Here is a 15,248-nt window from a genome sequence, read left to right on the forward strand (position 1 = left end):
TTCTTTAATCTCTTTATTTCAATTATCTCGAATATGAGATAATGTTAATACTAAATGAATACCTCGTCAACTTTTTTGATTAATTGTAAAAAAAAAGCACCCACTGGATGCTTTTCTTTTGATAACACCTATGTTAGGACGCTTTTCAACAAAATCCCAAAAGTAATTCCAAGAAACATAGAAGTTAGTGTTCCCAATAAAAAATATTCTGCCCAGTCCCGATCATCCATTTGTTTAAAGCGAGCAATCGATTTGGCAGCCACAATAAATCCAATCGCTGGGTAAGCGCTATAAAATGTTAACAATAAGACTAGTAATCTCTCAATATAGCCGATTAATTTCCCTCGTGAAAGATCATGCTTACTGAAAACTGTATAATTGTATTCTTCTGTTAATCCTTTTTTACCCCTCCGGCTAAACTCAGCTTCATTTCGTTCATTTTTAAATGAATATTTCCCCTCAAAGGTCAATAATTGATTGGGCAGGGAACCGAGGAGGATCTTGATCATATGTCCGCTTACAGTTGTTGTTAGAATAACAATAATAATAAAAAACAGAACAGACTCTATGAAGCTTAATCCGCCATTCTGTTGAACAAACCCTTCAATGTTAAACCGAAAGCAGAACACACATACGAAAAGAATCGCCCCTAAATGCAGAACCTGATCTAAAACAAAGTAACCGAGCCGCTTCATGTTATCTTCGTTCGTCATTTTCAATTTATCCATCAACATAATCTTGAACCAATCCACAAAGAGATGTGATGCTACAATACCAATCAAAGGGATGAACAAGGATTTAAGGATATTCTCAAAATTAAAGTAGAAAATCCAGAATCCAACTAATACAATGCCCGTAGTTAAAAGATGATGGCTGACATGTTTCCATAAATTTCTTCGTTTATCAATCACCATGTCATCTGTTTGTAAATAAAAATCAGTAAGAAAGTGGGCAAGAACTAGACTTAAAAACAACATGGTTTCTCCTCTCTCTAAGGGCTGGGACTTAAGAATGAATGAATGTGTATAGGATCCTGCAAGTGAGTCCGGATGCTTGTGGTAAGGTTTTCATTTGTTTTTTGTGGATGAATCGCACTGTCAGGATACGCTTTTTCTTGTAATGAATGTAGTATACTAATAATCTTTGAAAAAGTATCTAGGATCTCTTCACTATTTCCCTTTTTAAAATGACTTGATATCGTGGGAGCGGTTTTGCAAAGAATCTTTGCAATCTCCTTTTGCTGTTTTAAAACAAGGAAGAGCGTGCATACCATTTTCTGGATATCCGTTTGACTTTGTATCAACTTCAACTGTAAATATAATAAAGCATTAATAAGTATTTCAAATTCATTCCTGAATTTATGGTAAGGGAACGACTCCTTTGATTTATTAGGATAGAATTGATCTAATTCGAACTTAAAAAGCATTCTGTTTTTTTCTTGTTTAATTAAATCATTTGCATATCTTGCTTGTTTAACCAATGGATGGATCCATTTTTCAATATCCAGTTCTTTTACTTCCTTGTCAATATCTCCAAAGGCCAAGCCGAAATAAGGCATATGTTCCTTGTATTTCCACACCCTGCTTACAAAAAAGGCAATCGTATACGCAGTTGAATATCCAGGACCAACAAAAATAATTTCATCTCCGGCACGATGCTTGATTTGGATCGGACCAAGATCCTTTGTCCAGCACGTAATCCAGTCCACCACTTCATCCAAATAAACAGTAAGTTCCTCCCCCCTATTTAGGGTGGAAGAATTACTTACATCCAAAATAAAAATCGATATCGGAACATTCATTTATTATCCCCTTCAGCTACTAGTTAGATTATATAATCTAATTTTAATTAAGTTAGATTATATTGTCAAAGCAAAATCAAATTAGCTCAATTAGTGTAACTACTTCTTGTGAACTATAAGTAAACTATTACTCCCGCTTCTGAAACTGTCCTATTAAATACTCACACATTCTCTCCGAATGGAGTCTTACTGCTATATAAGGTGGACGGACTCCTTTTGCCGCTTCTAATGGCAAACCAAGCCATAAAACCTGCTCATCAATCAAGATAAATGGAAACGGAAAGCTGTTGCTCCATATCTGATTGGGCTGTAGTTCTTCCCATGATTCTTCCGCCAAAACGGTCAATTTCACGGACTGGCTTCTTTTTTGGAGTTGTTCCTTCCACTGTTCAGAAAGATCCGTTTGCGGCGGCAAACAAAGAATAATTGATCGTTTTGCTGACCCAAGGTCCAGGAATACTTTCTCTAACTTACGTGCATGCATCCATTGCAGCCTAGGATGCTGATTCTTGATCCATTTTCCAATATCCTTCGTCCCGATTGTTTGCTGCATACGACCTTGATGTTCCACAAGCTGCCTTAGTGTTTTACCATTATACACATGTTTTCGAATAAATGATTGATCGCTGACATGTATGAACTTTCCCTTTGTTCTGGTGATGGCCACATTAATCAAACGTTCACTATCCTTACCAGTGAGAAGCATCCCTGCTCGTGTTTGCGGTTCACTGTCCACCGTGTCAAAAATCATGACATCACGTTCACTGCCTTGAAATCTGTGCACGGTCGCAGAAATAATGTCAGCGGTTGAACATTCCTTTTCATATAAGTCAGCAAGCAGTAACTCCATTAAATTAGCTTGCGCGCGGTATGGGGTCACATAACCAATTGAACGAGCCCCAGCCACATAGGACTCATGTATTAACTGAAAGGACAATAATACATGCCATATATTCATGCGTGAATTCGATGCTTTTTCTGTCATGCCATACACCCCTGAGTGACTTGTATCAAGAAGAACAGATGCCATTCCTTGAAAGGGTGAAAGATCTACGATTGGTTTTCTATTTTTTAGAACACTTTCATGATCGCCGACAAGCGAGTGGTAAATATACTGATTCGTGAAGGATGAGATATCCGGATGCATCCTCCGTTGCTCTTTTAATAAAAAAAGGTGGGGATGCAGCATTCCATCGCGAACCCAGTCAACCACACCAGCGCGATGGAAGATATCTTCTTTTAACCACAAGGTGACTAATGGATCCCGAGAGGAGGCAATTGGTGGTAACTGTTTAAAATCACCACAAATGATCACTCGCTTTCCAAGAGTCGCAGCAAAAGCTGCTTGAGGGACATAAGCCATGCTGGCTTCATCCAGGATGACAAGGTCGAATTCTTTTTCATAAATTGCTGCATCACCCGCCGCTTTGGCAAGTGTTGACCCCACGATGTACGCATCCTTAATAAATTCAAGCTCTTTTTGGCGGATTTTTTCAAGAACTCTGGCAATTTTAGTTTCTAGTTCAAGCAAATGATTCGTGTCTCTTTTACTAAAAGAATGAGCGATATCTTGCTTTAAATTCCGTCTTTCCGCTAGTAACAGTTCCTTCTCCACTGCTAGCTGAGGATCTTCTTTCTGAAGGAGTTGACTAGTGGTCACTGCTTCATAATCGGCAAATTGTTCGCCTGTATTGAACCCATAGCGGAGCACATCCCCCTCACGAAAACGGCCTTTCTTTTGAATAAAGGCTGATATCTCATGAATGAGGACATCAACCGCTTGATTACTATGTGATAAAATTAACACTTTCTTTTCCTGGAAATACTTATTTGCGGCTACTCGGGCCAATGTATAGGTTTTCCCTGTTCCAGGGGGACCCCAAACGAATGTAACGGGGTTGTATTTGGAACGTAAAACGAGTTCATGAATATTGTTTTTACTTTTTTCAATTGGATGCTTAGCAGACATAGAGGGGTCCATCAATCTTTTTACTCGGATTCGTTTTTGCTTATTTTTTTTCATTTCATCCAGACGTTCAATGAGCTGTTCAAGTAATTCCCATGGATCATGAAAAAGCTGTGCTTCGTGAATTAAATCTCCAAATGATTGTTCCATGGCAAGCATAACTCCCTTCCCTTCAGAAGAAAGTACTCGACCTCTCTGTTTCATACTCCCCCACTCAAGTCGAACCTGAGAACCGATAGGTATTCGAATCGAAAAAGCGGTATCGAAGTAGTATGTATAAGAACCCTCCGTGGATAACAGCCTTCCATTTGTAACAAGAAACTTATTGCTGCCATATTTTTTTAAATGGAGGATTTCATTCTGTAACGCTTTTTGCCATTCTTTAATAAAATTTATAACCTTCATTAGAATAATCCCTTCTAGATGCATATCCTTAATAAAAAGGCTGTGTTATAGGTTAATGTTGATTTTAGCACTCTGTTGACCATCGTTCTAGGCACGAAGACTCCTGCGGGAGTACGGGTCTGGGGAGACCCCGCAGGAGCACAGCGACGAGGAGGCCCCCGGCACGCCCGCGAACCGCTCGTGCCTGTAGCGGAAATCAACAGACAAGATTAACACAGCCAATAAAAAAGGAAAATTTGTGCTGATTCCAAATATTATACATTAAATAGATATGGAGGGATATTTCTAATGAGTAATTTAGATTTCTTAGAAATAAGCCGGAATTTTAAGAGTTATTATCAAGCCTTACGGGATGCCCATTATTATTTAAGAAATGATCCTGATTTAAGCCAAGAAGAATTACACGCAGTTACAAAGGTATTGAGTAAATTAATTTATGGATTTATTCGGATTAAAGGAGTTTCTTTCCGAGAAATGGACCGCGAGCAATTCAAACAAGAATTTAATCTATTTCATCAGGATTTTCTAAATGTCATTCAAAACAGCGGAGAAAATAATGTAGAATTCGAGCAATTCGCTGCTCTAATGGATGAAGTTATTGGGATTGCTGTAAAGAGAACCATTGCTCTTGGAAAAATAGAGAAAGTAAAACAACAAGCTTTATTTGAAAACGTTGAAATTGAAGAAGTACCCGATGATATAGAATTAGATGAAATAACGGATGAGCATGAATTGGAATTAAGTAGTGAAGTTGAAAATCATGATGCCGTTGAAGACATAGTTGACGATACGATTGAAGAAATAGAAGAAGTTGAAGAAATTGAAGAGATAGAAGAAATTGAAGTAATTAATGAAACAGAAGAGACAGTAGCTGAAGTTAGACCAATAAATAATACTTTGAGAACTTTTAGTACTGATTTCGGGGCTCTAAAAAATGAATTTCAAGATGAAACTATTACTGATGCAGATAGAACTTTTAGTACTGATGTTGAAACTCTAAATAATGAAGTTGAAGTTGTCTTATTTGAAATTGTAAATGATGAAGAAGATCAACCAGAATCAATTAATGAAGTGATAGGTGCAGAAGCGGTAATTGAGGCAGAGGCAGCCACTGAGACCCCTAAAAAAGTGAAATATAAATATATTGATGCTGCTCCAGTTGTGAATTATTATCAGGAAAATGAAAGTAGTGACAATTTCCGATTTAGACCTCGGAGGAGAAGAAATAGATAACACCCCAAAAAAGACCATATTGGTCTTTTTTTATTAAAAAAAATCGCCAAAAGGCGATTTTGAAAAGTATTAGATTGAAACGTCACCAATGGAGAAGGAGCAATTCAAAACATCAGAAATCTTCGCTAATGTGGAAACCTGAACATCGACTTCGCCTTCTTCTATCGCAGCAATCGTTCCGGCAGATAATCCTGAAAGCAAAGCTAATTTTTCTATCTCAATTTCACGATTTAATCTCATTTTCTTAAGTTGATGTCCAATATGGTTCATAGTAAGCCTCCTCATTATGTAAGCGATTTCATTTTGCTGATTTTATTATATTAAACTACTTATATATTTTCAACACTTTTAATAGTAGAAGAAAAAAGAAATCTAAGTACTCCAAGTATCAATAATAGCAACTTGAAATACTCAAATTTCAACATAGCCACTGGAATAATAGCCTATTAATAACCAGTACCTTGACCGCCTGTAATAATCGCAATACTGGAACTTGCACCAATTCTTGTTGCGCCGGCTTGGATTAGCTTTCTTGCAGTATCTAAATCTCTCACACAGGCCGAAGCTTTAACACCCATTTCTGGACCGACCGCTTCACGCATAAGTTTAATGTCCTCAGCAGTAGCACAACCAGGGCCAAATCCAGTCGACGTTTTCACGAAAGCAGCTCCAGCCATTTTTGCGAGAATACAAGCTTTTTTCTTTTCTTCGATTTCAAGAAGGCCTGTTTCAATAATGACTTTTACTGGTGCATGACCATTCGCCGCTAATACAACACCTTCAATGTCTTTTTTCACTGTCTCAAAGTCGCCAGATTTTAGGGCACCAATATTTATAACCATGTCAATTTCAGTAGCGCCATTTGCAATCGCGTCACGCGTTTCTGCACTCTTGACAAAAGTGCTCGTTGCTCCAAGTGGAAAACCAACAACGGTGGTTATTCCTACACCAGAACCTTTTAATTCGTGGGCTGCGGTTGCCACCCAGTAAGGATTCACACAAACAGTGGCAAATTTATGTTCTTTAGCTTCTTCACAAAGCTTCACAATTTGGTCTTTGGATGCTTCCGGCTTTAAAAGTGTATGGTCAATCATCCGAGCCACAGATGGCCCGGTAATAATCGATGATGCTGTTCCTTCTTTATATGTCACATTTCCAGAAGTTGAAGGCTTCACTTCCTTCAAAGCTTCTTTATTCGTTAATTGCTGCATAATTTGATTCGTAATTTGTTCTACTAAAGCTTCAATTTGCATCGTGCTCACCCCACATTATTATAATCGATCAACAATTCCGGCAATGACAGCATCAAAAGAACCATTAGGGTCTTCTAAAATGTCTCTTGCCGATCCACCTTCTTCTAGAATCAGGACATAATCGCCAACCCCTGCTGAAAAACGATCGAAGGCAATCATGGCATCCCCAAATTCCTTACCTGATGCGTCCACAGGGATAACTACCATGAGCTTTTTATTTTGATGACTTGGTGTTTTAATCGTTGATACGACATTTCCAACCACTTTTGCTAGTTTCATTATTTTGCAACAGGAAGAATTTTCTCGATGTCTGAATGTGGTCTTGGAATCACGTGAACAGATAAGAATTCGCCAACACGCTGTGCTGCATCCGCACCTGCTTCAGTTGCTGCCTTAACCGCACCAACGTCGCCGCGAACCATAACACACACTAATCCTCCGCCTACATTTACTTTACCTAGTAAAGTCACATTTGCTGCTTTTGTCATGGCGTCTGCTGCTTCAATTGCTCCTACTAAACCTTTAGTTTCGATCATTCCTAATGCGTTGCTCATTTATATTTCCTCCATTCGATTAGTCACATTATAGTAGTCGATAATTCCTAAGATTCCAGCATCTGATGGAACCAACTCTTTATTAAGCGGTAAGGATGATTCCCTGCTTTTTGCTAAGTAAACAAGATCTCCTTCTCCTGATTGTCCAATCGTATCTATAGCCACAAGTGGTTTACCTTTATCCTTCAATTGCTGATCTACTGGTTGGACAATCAGGAGCTTTAAACCTATTAAATTCTCATTTTTATGTGTACAGACCATATTTCCTATCACTTTGGCTACAAACATTTTTCAAACCTGCCTTTTTTCTATATAACTCTGAGTTAAACACTCCTATTTTTCTCTCTATTATGTATATCAGCGAATCTCAACCATTTATCAGCGGAAATGTACTTTTATCGGCGATAAATCATTTTTATCAGCGAAACTGAAGGTTTTATCAGCGAATCTCTGATCTAGTACTAATTCCGCCCCAGAAAACGACTTTCGATTTCCATAATCTTCGTCACACGACGATCATGACGGCCGCCGGCAAACTCCGTTTCCAACCATGTCTTTACTAATTGTTTGGCAAGGCCTTCACCAATAAACTGACCGCCGATTGATAAAACGTTCGCATTATTATGCTCCTTACTGTTAATCACAGAGGATAAGTCCCAGCATACCGCACCGCGGACACCAGGTATTTTATTCAATACCATTCCGCTTCCAATGCCTACGCCATCAATCATAATACCTACATAGTTATCATTCGTTGCTACCGTCTCGCCTACAAGAAAAGCGATATCTGGATAATCAACAGATTCATTTGCTTTACAGCCATAATCTAAATATTCGTAACCTAATTCAGTTAAATAGGCCTTTAACTTTTCTTTTAGTTCGAATCCACCATGGTCGCAACCGATCGCAACTTTTTTCATGAATTTTGTTCTCCTTTGGCAAATACATTGATAATTGCATCAAAGACATGAGCGTTTAAACTCGCACCGCCTACAAGCACACCATCAATATCTGGCATCGCACTGTAATCTGCAGCGTTCCTCTCATTCGCAGACCCGCCATATAAAATCGAAATACTCTCCGCTTTTTGACCCATTAATTGTCTTAAAACAGAACGAATGTACGCGTGTGTTTCTTGAGCCAGTTCAGCTGTTGCTGATTGCCCTGTTCCAATCGCCCAGACAGGTTCATAAGCAAGAATAAAATGGGCTGTATCAATATCCTTCAACGCACCGATAATTTGCTTGGATAAAACCTGTTCTGTTTGCATAGCACTCTTTTGACCTAATGTTTCTCCGATACAGATGATTGGAGTAAGACCAGACTTGAGCGCTTGCTGAACCTTTTTGTTCACTAACTCGTCATCTTCAAAAGAATATTTTCTTCTTTCTGAGTGGCCAATAATGACATATTCACAGCCCACATCCGTCAGCATACTGCCTGATGTTTCCCCAGTATAAGCCCCTTTGTCTGCCCAGTGAACATTTTGACCGCCCAATCCTATCGGTTTTCCAGATTGTTTGATAAATAATTGAGTCGGATATAGAAGTTGGGTTGGTGGACAGATAACCACTGACACATCATGACTGCTGTTTATTTTTTGAAAAAATTCAGCGGTCTCATTAAGGTCTTTGTTCATTTTCCAATTAGCAATCACATAAGTTTGCCGATCACATTGGAGCTCTAAGCGGCCTAGATTTTGACCAATGACATCTCTGACAAGATTTTTAATATAGCTTTCAATGGATTGTTCCATTTCCATTCACCTTATTCTGCTTTAGGTAAAATACCTTCTACATCACCGTTAGGACGTGGTATTACGTGTACTGATAGAAGATTCCCTACGCGTTGGGCAGCTTCTACACCAGCTTCAGTGGCGGCTTTTACTGCACCTACATCTCCACGGACCATAACAGTCACGATTCCTGCGCCCACTAATTCTCTGCCAACCAAGGTAACGTTTGCAGCTTTAACCATCGCATCTGCTGCTTCAATCGCACCTACTAAACCTTTTGTTTCAATCATACCTAAAGCTTCTTGACCCATTTTAATTCCTCCTCTAGTAATCTCTAATTTTGATTTTTCTTGATTTTTCAGTTGCTCTTCTTGTGAAGTGACTGTTTTATCTTCTTTTGCTTTAGCCATATCCTAACACCTCACTATATGATTCTTAATCCATCAACTAAAACGCAGCGGCGCTGGCGAGTAAATGTTTTTGCACTGGTTAATCCTTCACCTGTTGGTCCGGCAATGGTAAGTGTGGTAAAGCCTTCACTTTCAAAGCCCAAGCCCGAAACTGATGGCCCATTTTTAACAAAAATCGTTGCTTGAATTTCTTGTGCCATCTTAGTTAGATTCGTAATATTTTGCGAATGCATTATCGCTGTGTGCCGGTTGCCTTTCTCTGCAATAACAGCCAGTTTGATCGCTCGATCCACATCGGGCACTCTGACAATCGGTAAGATCGGCATTAACATTTCTGTCATTACCAATGGGTGATCCTTAGTGGTTTCAGCGATAATTAACTTAACATTCGGGCTTGCCTGAATGCCCGCTGCATGTAAAAGCACCGATGCGTCTTTACCAATGAAGTCTCTGTTTGGATAAAACTCATCATTCTTCTTTACAAGTACTTTCTCAAGCAGTTTTTCAAATTGAAACCCTTTAAGTTCGATTGCTCCGTTTTTGACCATTTCTGCTTTTAGGGCATTGCATGCCTTATCAACAACGAACACCTCTTTTTCAGCGGTGCATAATACATTGTTATCAAAGCTGGCACCTTTCACAATATCAACAGCGGCCTTGGAGATAATAGCAGTCTCATCAACAACTACAGGTGGATTTCCTGGTCCAGCGGCAATGACTTTTTTACCAACTGCCATCGCTGCATTTACAACGGGTCCTCCTCCAGTTACCACGAGCGCGTTCACCTGCGGATGATTCATGACTTGAGCTGAAGTTTCAAGATTAGGAGCTGCCACAGATGTGAGCGTATTTTCAGGTCCACCTGCTGCGATAATTGCTTGGTTTAATAGCTGAAGTGTTTGAATGGAAACACGTTTCGCACTAGGATGCGGGTTATAAACCACTGTATTTCCAGCAGCTATTAACGAAATGGAATTATTGATAACTGTCGCTGCTGGATTGGTTGAAGGTGTGATGGATCCAAATACGCCAATTGGTGCATACTCAACAAGTGTCAACCCATCATCACCCGAAAAAGCTGTGCTGACTAAATCTTCAATTCCAGGTGTTTTATTCGTCGCCAAAAGAATTTTCGCAACTTTATCTTCCACTCTGCCAAAACCTGTTTCCTCAACAGCAAGCTTTGCTAACTCTTCGGCATGCTCCCGGCTCACGGCTCGCATATTCTCAATCATTTTTTCTCTGATGGAAATGGGCAGTTTGCGAAGCTTTTCCCAGGCCAGTCTAGCTGCAGCCGCTGCTTCATCAACCGTTGAAAACACGCCATTGCCTACCTTGACATCATTTTGTGATGTGACAGTTTCAGCGGGGAATGTTGATGAATTCTGCCCTAGTTGACTGAGGACCTGTTCGACCATTTTTTTGATATCGGTTTCATTTATTTGCAAGGTTAGTTACCTCCTTTATTAAAGGTTAAGGCCCCTTGAATTTCAATTTGATCAACAATACCGACGATTGCTGCATCAACAGGGACACCGTTTGTTATCTCTGTTTGTCTTGCCGAACTTCCGCTGACAAGTAAGACGACTTCTCCCACACCAGAGCCAACGGTATCAATGGCAACAAGCGGTTTTCCATCTTCTTCAATGCTCGTCAAATCAAGCGGCTGAACGATCATTAGTTTTTTTCCTTTTAATTTCTCCGCTTTTGTAGTTGATACAATGGAACCAACCACTTTACAAATGATCATAGTGTCCCTCCTTTCGAGGAATCGATTGGCTTAATTTGAATCTTTAATTCTTTAGCCAGATCTATTGCTGAAGGTGTGACCCGGCATTTTTGCGGAATCTCAATTTCCTTGAGTCCCTCCTGAAAAGCTCTTTCTACATGTTTTGCTAGAACGAGAGATTGCTTATCAAGGTAGGCTGCATATTGCTCGTCAACTGTATTAACCAATTTACTGAGCGGTACCCACTTGACCTGATCCATTTGGATTCTCCTTATGTAGGACTGTATCCGTTCCTGGACAGTTTGCGGGGCATGGATTTGTTGGTACACATTTGGTTCCACACCATTATTGGCGATGACAATCGGTTTACCTTTTAATTGATATTGGATAGCCACCCACACTGCTGTCTCGTCATCCACCGTTAAGGCTAGTTTTGAAAGCAATCTGTACGATGCTTGAGGAATTACGAGAACGGAAGATTGATTAATCAGTGTTCCCAAATCCTCATCTGACATCTCCTCTAACAGCACACAGGAAAGCCCTTTCATTTTTTCTTGTAAAGGAAGCCATTCCTTTGTAATTAGCCACGTTACGTTATATGTATCTACCAGCTGAGTAACCGCTTCCAAAACAGTTATTGGATCGGAAGAATGATAACCTAATAGGATTGTAATTGGAGTATCCTTTTTAGGGTCCATTTTCTCTTTTAAGTAGGCTTCCACTACCTGCTGGACAAGCAGTTTAACCTGCGTTTTAACATCCACCAGCATTACTCCCCACCCACTTGTTTCGGAGTTTGGATGGAAATAATCTCAACCAGTTGTCCATTTTTGATTCCAGCTGCATTGGCTTCATCCTGGTCAATATGCATTTCAAGCTTGAATTTAGGAGAAGTGCGAATTAAAACATTTGAAAAAATGATCCCGCGGACTCCATCCACTTTTACTTGAACAAGGTCCCCATCCTGAACGCCAAATGTTTCAGCATCACTCGTGTGCATATGAATGTGGCGAGCGGCAGAGATCAAGCCTTCACGAATGGTAATTTGCCCCCGTGGTCCTTGTATGGTAATTGATTCTGATCCGTTAATATCCCCAGAATTACGAATCGGCGGCTTGACTCCCAAGGTAAATCCATCAAATAATGATACTTCCACCTGTGTAATCCCCCTAGCAGGTCCAAGGACACGAACATTATGTATTCTCCCTTTCGGACCGATAAGGGTGACCGTTTCCTTTGCTGCAAATTGGTTGGGCTGTGACAAATCTTTTAACTTCGTTAATTGGTAGCCGTGTCCAAACAATCGCTCAACATGTTCAGGGGATAAATGGATATGCCGGTTAGATGCTGCAATGGGAACTGTCTTAGATTTCATAAGGGAGTTTTTGACAACCTCTTTGACGATCTCCCTAATTTTTTCTTTATTCATTTAGGTGCTCACCCCCAAAATCGAGTAATGCCCTGGCAGTATACTCATCGGTAATGAGGACATTGGCATGACGACCTTTTAACGCCCCATAGATGCCTTCGACTTTTTTGTTACCACCTGCAATGAGGATACCATATTCTTTTTCCGCTAAATGTGAGAGTTCGATACCAATGGTTCGATCGTTCAATGTTTGATGACTAATATGGCCATTGATATCAATAAATCGAGAACAGATGTCACCGACAGTATAATTTTCCCTTAGTATTTCAATGTCACTGTCTAAAAAATATCCCGCATGCATAAGTGTTGATTGTTCACCAGGATCCCCAACAGTAAAAATGGCAATATTGGCCTGTTTGCCTAATTCCAATATTCTTTTAACATGTCGGTCTGCTATGATTGCCTGTTTGACCACAATGTGGTCTACGACGGCAGGTACCTGCAGAAAATGTGGGATTGTCTGAAATGCATGAGCAAGACCATTAATGATTTCTGATGCATAGGTATTGGATTCTGAGTAACTCACCCCACCATTTAGCTGTACAATTGTTACATCCTTTACATTCTTAGGTTGAATTTGTTTCACTAGTTGATATAAAGTTGTCCCCCAGGTAATCCCAATTGTATCGCCGCTTTGGACAATCTTATATAAATAATCTGCGGAAACCTCTCCCAACTTCACTTTGATCAGTTCATCCTTAAATTCGGGAATCGATGCGACAATGCAATCCTTTAATTGAAACTTTTCCTTGATCTGCATAGCCAATTCCTGAACGTCTTCGGCGGGATCGCATATTTTTATATGGACTACTCCTTCTTCAACAGCTTGAACCAGAAGCCTAGATACGGTGGGGCGGGAAATACCTAACTTTTTCGCAATTTCCTGTTGGCTGTAGTCTAATTGATAATACATCCTAGCCACTTCCACCAGGCGTGAAATCCTTTCATCCGCCATCTTTTATTCACCTAATTTTCAATGTTATTAAACTCATTTTTCACAAAAAGTAAACGGTTACAACGTTTTGTAAAAAAGAAATTAACATTTGTTCAATCTGAATATCGAAGTTATGAAATTATGTAAAATCGAATTGAACATTTGTTAATTTAATTATAACCGACGTAAATCATCTGTCAATCATTCTATCAAAAGATTTCGACATTTAATTACTAGATTCTTTATATCCTTAGATACTTTTTAACCTATTACATTTCTCCTCATGAAAAAAAGAACCCATGTATGTACACAATTGTATATACATGGATTCTCATTTTTTTAGTTAAAGTATTTTCTGGAGGGATTCGGTAAGTGTTTTCACAAGGAAAGTTAGATCCACCTGTTTGATTGTTAATGGCGGGGCAAGTGTTAGCACATTATTGTATCCAGCTACGGTTGCCCCGTTCTTTCCAATGATAATCCCTTCCTGCTTACAGTTGGCTATGACTTTATTGACAAGGTCATTAGAGAGTGGTTCCTTGGTCAGCTTTTCCTTCACTAGTTCAATTCCAATTAACAGCCCTTTTCCACGAATGTCCCCTACATATGGATGATCTTGTATAAGATTCCTTAAATCGTTTAATAGCTGAGCCCCTAAATCTCGAGAACGATCAAATAATTTTTCAGTTTCCATAATCTCGAGATTTTTTAAAGCGAGCGCGCATGCCGCTGGATTCCCCCCAAATGTATTGACGTGACGGAAGTAATCATATTCTTCTGTACCTTTAAATGCTTCGTATATGTCTTTGCGGACAGCTGTTGCAGAAAGAGGCAAATAGGCACTTGTGATCCCTTTTGCCATTGTGATGATATCGGGTTTCACGCCATAGTTCATATACCCGAAAGGCTTACCTGTACGGCCAAACCCGCAAATAACCTCATCAACTATGAGCAGCGCCCCGTGTTTTTCACATACTTCTTTTGCGGCTTTCATATAGCCATCCGGCGGAATGAGGACACCTCCGCCCGTAATAATCGGTTCCATAATCATTGCGGCTATCGTTTCACTTAACTCCCATGTCATCGTCCGATCGATTTCTTTTACCGAGGATAGTTCATTTGGATCGTTGACATTTATATCATCCCGGTAGGAATCAGGTGGTGAGACATGGATAAATCCTGGTGCAAGCGGTTCGTACTTGTACTTTCGCTGTGCCTGGCCGGTCGCTGCGAGTGCCCCCATCGAATTTCCATGATAAGCACGATAGCGGGAAACGATTTTGTAACGGCTTTGTTCACCCTTTTGCTGGTGGTACTGCCTTACGATTTTAAAGGCCGCTTCATTTGCCTCAGAACCGCTGTTAGAGAAAAAGATAACATACTCATCGCCTAACATTTGGTTCAACTTTTCAGCGAGTTTTATGGCTGGAACATGGCTTTGTGAAAGTGGAAAATAGGCCATTTCCTTCAGCTGTTCATAGGCTGCTTCAGCTAATTCGGTCCTTCCATAACCAATATTCACACACCAAAGGCCGGCCATCGCATCTAAATACCGTTTTCCATCAGCATCAGTTACCCATGAGCCCTCTGCCTTTGCTGCAACCAATGTGGCTTTTGGATTATAAGGTTTCATGGAGTGCCAGACATACTTTTCATCTTGTTCCAACAAAGTTTCCTGTGATCGACTCGTTTGAACCATCTTTTTCCCTCCATTACTTGTACTTTTTAATTCTTTAAAACGGACGTATCCTTTTTGTTGCATTCATATATATAGATAAACCTCCTAATTTTTATCTCTT

At 39.8% G+C, this 15,248-nt stretch carries 18 protein-coding genes; 1 reads left to right on the top strand and 17 read right to left on the bottom strand.

Annotated features, from left to right (window positions below; all coding sequences use genetic code 11):
- Positions 1-128 precede the first annotated feature (128 nt).
- The 3 genes from AC4QJR_RS14890 to AC4QJR_RS14900 form a co-directional block, all read right to left on the bottom strand.
- Entirely contained in the window at positions 129-977 is an 849-nt protein-coding gene (locus AC4QJR_RS14890) for a DUF3307 domain-containing protein (protein ID WP_496523315.1), read from the bottom strand.
- A 14-nt stretch (positions 978-991) separates the two neighbouring features.
- A complete protein-coding gene (locus AC4QJR_RS14895; RefSeq protein ID WP_496523316.1) occupies positions 992-1,801 on the bottom strand; it encodes a hypothetical protein in 810 nt (269 codons plus the stop codon).
- 127 nt (positions 1,802-1,928) lie between these two features.
- Positions 1,929-4,172 carry a DEAD/DEAH box helicase gene (locus AC4QJR_RS14900; protein ID WP_496523317.1) on the bottom strand — a complete coding sequence of 748 codons (2,244 nt, stop codon included), beginning with the start codon at positions 4,170-4,172 and terminating at the stop codon, positions 1,929-1,931.
- Between the two features lie 288 nt (positions 4,173-4,460).
- On the opposite strand from AC4QJR_RS14900, the gene AC4QJR_RS14905 reads away from it, so the two are divergent.
- Complete coding sequence (locus AC4QJR_RS14905; protein ID WP_496523318.1) at positions 4,461-5,405, top strand: hypothetical protein; 945 nt, start codon at positions 4,461-4,463, stop codon at positions 5,403-5,405.
- 69 nt (positions 5,406-5,474) lie between these two features.
- Here the strand turns inward: AC4QJR_RS14905 and AC4QJR_RS14910 are convergent, their stop codons facing one another.
- The 14 genes from AC4QJR_RS14910 to AC4QJR_RS14975 form a co-directional block, all read right to left on the bottom strand.
- The gene (locus AC4QJR_RS14910) at positions 5,475-5,675 is read right to left on the bottom strand and encodes a helix-turn-helix domain-containing protein (protein ID WP_180229945.1); all 201 of its coding nucleotides are present in this window, start codon (positions 5,673-5,675) and stop codon (positions 5,475-5,477) included.
- 176 nt (positions 5,676-5,851) lie between these two features.
- Positions 5,852-6,499 (bottom strand): deoxyribose-phosphate aldolase, encoded by a 648-nt coding sequence (gene deoC / locus AC4QJR_RS14915; protein WP_496526687.1) that lies wholly within the window; start codon positions 6,497-6,499, stop codon positions 5,852-5,854.
- A 177-nt stretch (positions 6,500-6,676) separates the two neighbouring features.
- Positions 6,677-6,937, bottom strand: a complete 261-nt coding sequence (locus tag AC4QJR_RS14920; protein WP_098571286.1) for a EutN/CcmL family microcompartment protein — start codon at positions 6,935-6,937, stop codon at positions 6,677-6,679.
- Positions 6,937-7,212 carry a BMC domain-containing protein gene (locus AC4QJR_RS14925; RefSeq protein ID WP_026567441.1) on the bottom strand — a complete coding sequence of 92 codons (276 nt, stop codon included), beginning with the start codon at positions 7,210-7,212 and terminating at the stop codon, positions 6,937-6,939. The genes AC4QJR_RS14920 and AC4QJR_RS14925 overlap by 1 nt, the downstream gene beginning before the upstream one ends.
- Complete coding sequence (locus AC4QJR_RS14930) at positions 7,213-7,500, bottom strand: EutN/CcmL family microcompartment protein (RefSeq protein WP_098571287.1); 288 nt, start codon at positions 7,498-7,500, stop codon at positions 7,213-7,215.
- A gap of 173 nt (positions 7,501-7,673) precedes the next feature.
- Entirely contained in the window at positions 7,674-8,132 is a 459-nt protein-coding gene (gene rpiB / locus AC4QJR_RS14935; protein ID WP_496523319.1) for a ribose 5-phosphate isomerase B, read from the bottom strand.
- On the bottom strand, positions 8,129-8,968 hold the full coding sequence (tpiA, locus tag AC4QJR_RS14940; RefSeq protein ID WP_496523320.1) for a triose-phosphate isomerase: 840 nt from the start codon (positions 8,966-8,968) through the stop codon (positions 8,129-8,131). The genes rpiB and tpiA overlap by 4 nt, the downstream gene beginning before the upstream one ends.
- An 11-nt stretch (positions 8,969-8,979) precedes the next feature.
- Complete coding sequence (locus AC4QJR_RS14945; RefSeq protein ID WP_496526688.1) at positions 8,980-9,258, bottom strand: BMC domain-containing protein; 279 nt, start codon at positions 9,256-9,258, stop codon at positions 8,980-8,982.
- Positions 9,259-9,371: 113 nt separating this feature from the next.
- Positions 9,372-10,805 (bottom strand): aldehyde dehydrogenase family protein, encoded by a 1,434-nt coding sequence (locus AC4QJR_RS14950; RefSeq protein ID WP_496523321.1) that lies wholly within the window; start codon positions 10,803-10,805, stop codon positions 9,372-9,374.
- A gap of 2 nt (positions 10,806-10,807) precedes the next feature.
- Positions 10,808-11,107 (bottom strand): EutN/CcmL family microcompartment protein, encoded by a 300-nt coding sequence (locus AC4QJR_RS14955; protein ID WP_496523322.1) that lies wholly within the window; start codon positions 11,105-11,107, stop codon positions 10,808-10,810.
- On the bottom strand, positions 11,104-11,856 hold the full coding sequence (locus AC4QJR_RS14960) for a hypothetical protein (protein WP_496523323.1): 753 nt from the start codon (positions 11,854-11,856) through the stop codon (positions 11,104-11,106). Before AC4QJR_RS14960 ends, AC4QJR_RS14955 begins: the two co-directional genes overlap by 4 nt.
- Positions 11,856-12,515, bottom strand: a complete 660-nt coding sequence (pduL, locus tag AC4QJR_RS14965; RefSeq protein WP_496523324.1) for a phosphate propanoyltransferase — start codon at positions 12,513-12,515, stop codon at positions 11,856-11,858. Before pduL ends, AC4QJR_RS14960 begins: the two co-directional genes overlap by 1 nt.
- Positions 12,508-13,470 (bottom strand): DNA-binding transcriptional repressor DeoR, encoded by a 963-nt coding sequence (deoR, locus tag AC4QJR_RS14970; protein WP_496523325.1) that lies wholly within the window; start codon positions 13,468-13,470, stop codon positions 12,508-12,510. The genes pduL and deoR overlap by 8 nt, the downstream gene beginning before the upstream one ends.
- Before the next feature lie 322 nt (positions 13,471-13,792).
- Positions 13,793-15,148, bottom strand: coding sequence for an aspartate aminotransferase family protein (locus AC4QJR_RS14975; protein WP_496523326.1), 1,356 nt, complete (start codon positions 15,146-15,148; stop codon positions 13,793-13,795).
- Positions 15,149-15,248: the final 100 nt, after the last annotated feature.

The sequence above is a fragment of the Neobacillus sp. BP17 genome (genome assembly GCF_059579525.1).

What these genes read in the sequence shown, in the direction of transcription:
- tpiA (WP_496523320.1), bottom strand. Translation starts at nt 8,968, where the DNA reads ATGGAACAATCCATTGAAAGCTATATTAAAAATCTTGTCAGAGATGTC.
- AC4QJR_RS14975 (WP_496523326.1), bottom strand. Translation starts at nt 15,148, where the DNA reads ATGGTTCAAACGAGTCGATCACAGGAAACTTTGTTGGAACAAGATGAA.
- AC4QJR_RS14955 (WP_496523322.1), bottom strand. Translation starts at nt 11,107, where the DNA reads ATGATCATTTGTAAAGTGGTTGGTTCCATTGTATCAACTACAAAAGCG.
- deoR (WP_496523325.1), bottom strand. Translation starts at nt 13,470, where the DNA reads ATGGCGGATGAAAGGATTTCACGCCTGGTGGAAGTGGCTAGGATGTAT.
- AC4QJR_RS14920 (WP_098571286.1), bottom strand. Translation starts at nt 6,937, where the DNA reads ATGAAACTAGCAAAAGTGGTTGGAAATGTCGTATCAACGATTAAAACA.
- deoC (WP_496526687.1), bottom strand. Translation starts at nt 6,499, where the DNA reads ATGATTGACCATACACTTTTAAAGCCGGAAGCATCCAAAGACCAAATT.
- AC4QJR_RS14895 (WP_496523316.1), bottom strand. Translation starts at nt 1,801, where the DNA reads ATGAATGTTCCGATATCGATTTTTATTTTGGATGTAAGTAATTCTTCC.
- AC4QJR_RS14900 (WP_496523317.1), bottom strand. Translation starts at nt 4,172, where the DNA reads ATGAAGGTTATAAATTTTATTAAAGAATGGCAAAAAGCGTTACAGAAT.
- AC4QJR_RS14945 (WP_496526688.1), bottom strand. Translation starts at nt 9,258, where the DNA reads ATGGGTCAAGAAGCTTTAGGTATGATTGAAACAAAAGGTTTAGTAGGT.
- rpiB (WP_496523319.1), bottom strand. Translation starts at nt 8,132, where the DNA reads ATGAAAAAAGTTGCGATCGGTTGCGACCATGGTGGATTCGAACTAAAA.
- AC4QJR_RS14960 (WP_496523323.1), bottom strand. Translation starts at nt 11,856, where the DNA reads ATGCTGGTGGATGTTAAAACGCAGGTTAAACTGCTTGTCCAGCAGGTA.
- AC4QJR_RS14890 (WP_496523315.1), bottom strand. Translation starts at nt 977, where the DNA reads ATGTTGTTTTTAAGTCTAGTTCTTGCCCACTTTCTTACTGATTTTTAT.
- AC4QJR_RS14930 (WP_098571287.1), bottom strand. Translation starts at nt 7,500, where the DNA reads ATGTTTGTAGCCAAAGTGATAGGAAATATGGTCTGTACACATAAAAAT.
- AC4QJR_RS14925 (WP_026567441.1), bottom strand. Translation starts at nt 7,212, where the DNA reads ATGAGCAACGCATTAGGAATGATCGAAACTAAAGGTTTAGTAGGAGCA.
- AC4QJR_RS14905 (WP_496523318.1), top strand. Translation starts at nt 4,461, where the DNA reads ATGAGTAATTTAGATTTCTTAGAAATAAGCCGGAATTTTAAGAGTTAT.
- pduL (WP_496523324.1), bottom strand. Translation starts at nt 12,515, where the DNA reads ATGAATAAAGAAAAAATTAGGGAGATCGTCAAAGAGGTTGTCAAAAAC.
- AC4QJR_RS14910 (WP_180229945.1), bottom strand. Translation starts at nt 5,675, where the DNA reads ATGAACCATATTGGACATCAACTTAAGAAAATGAGATTAAATCGTGAA.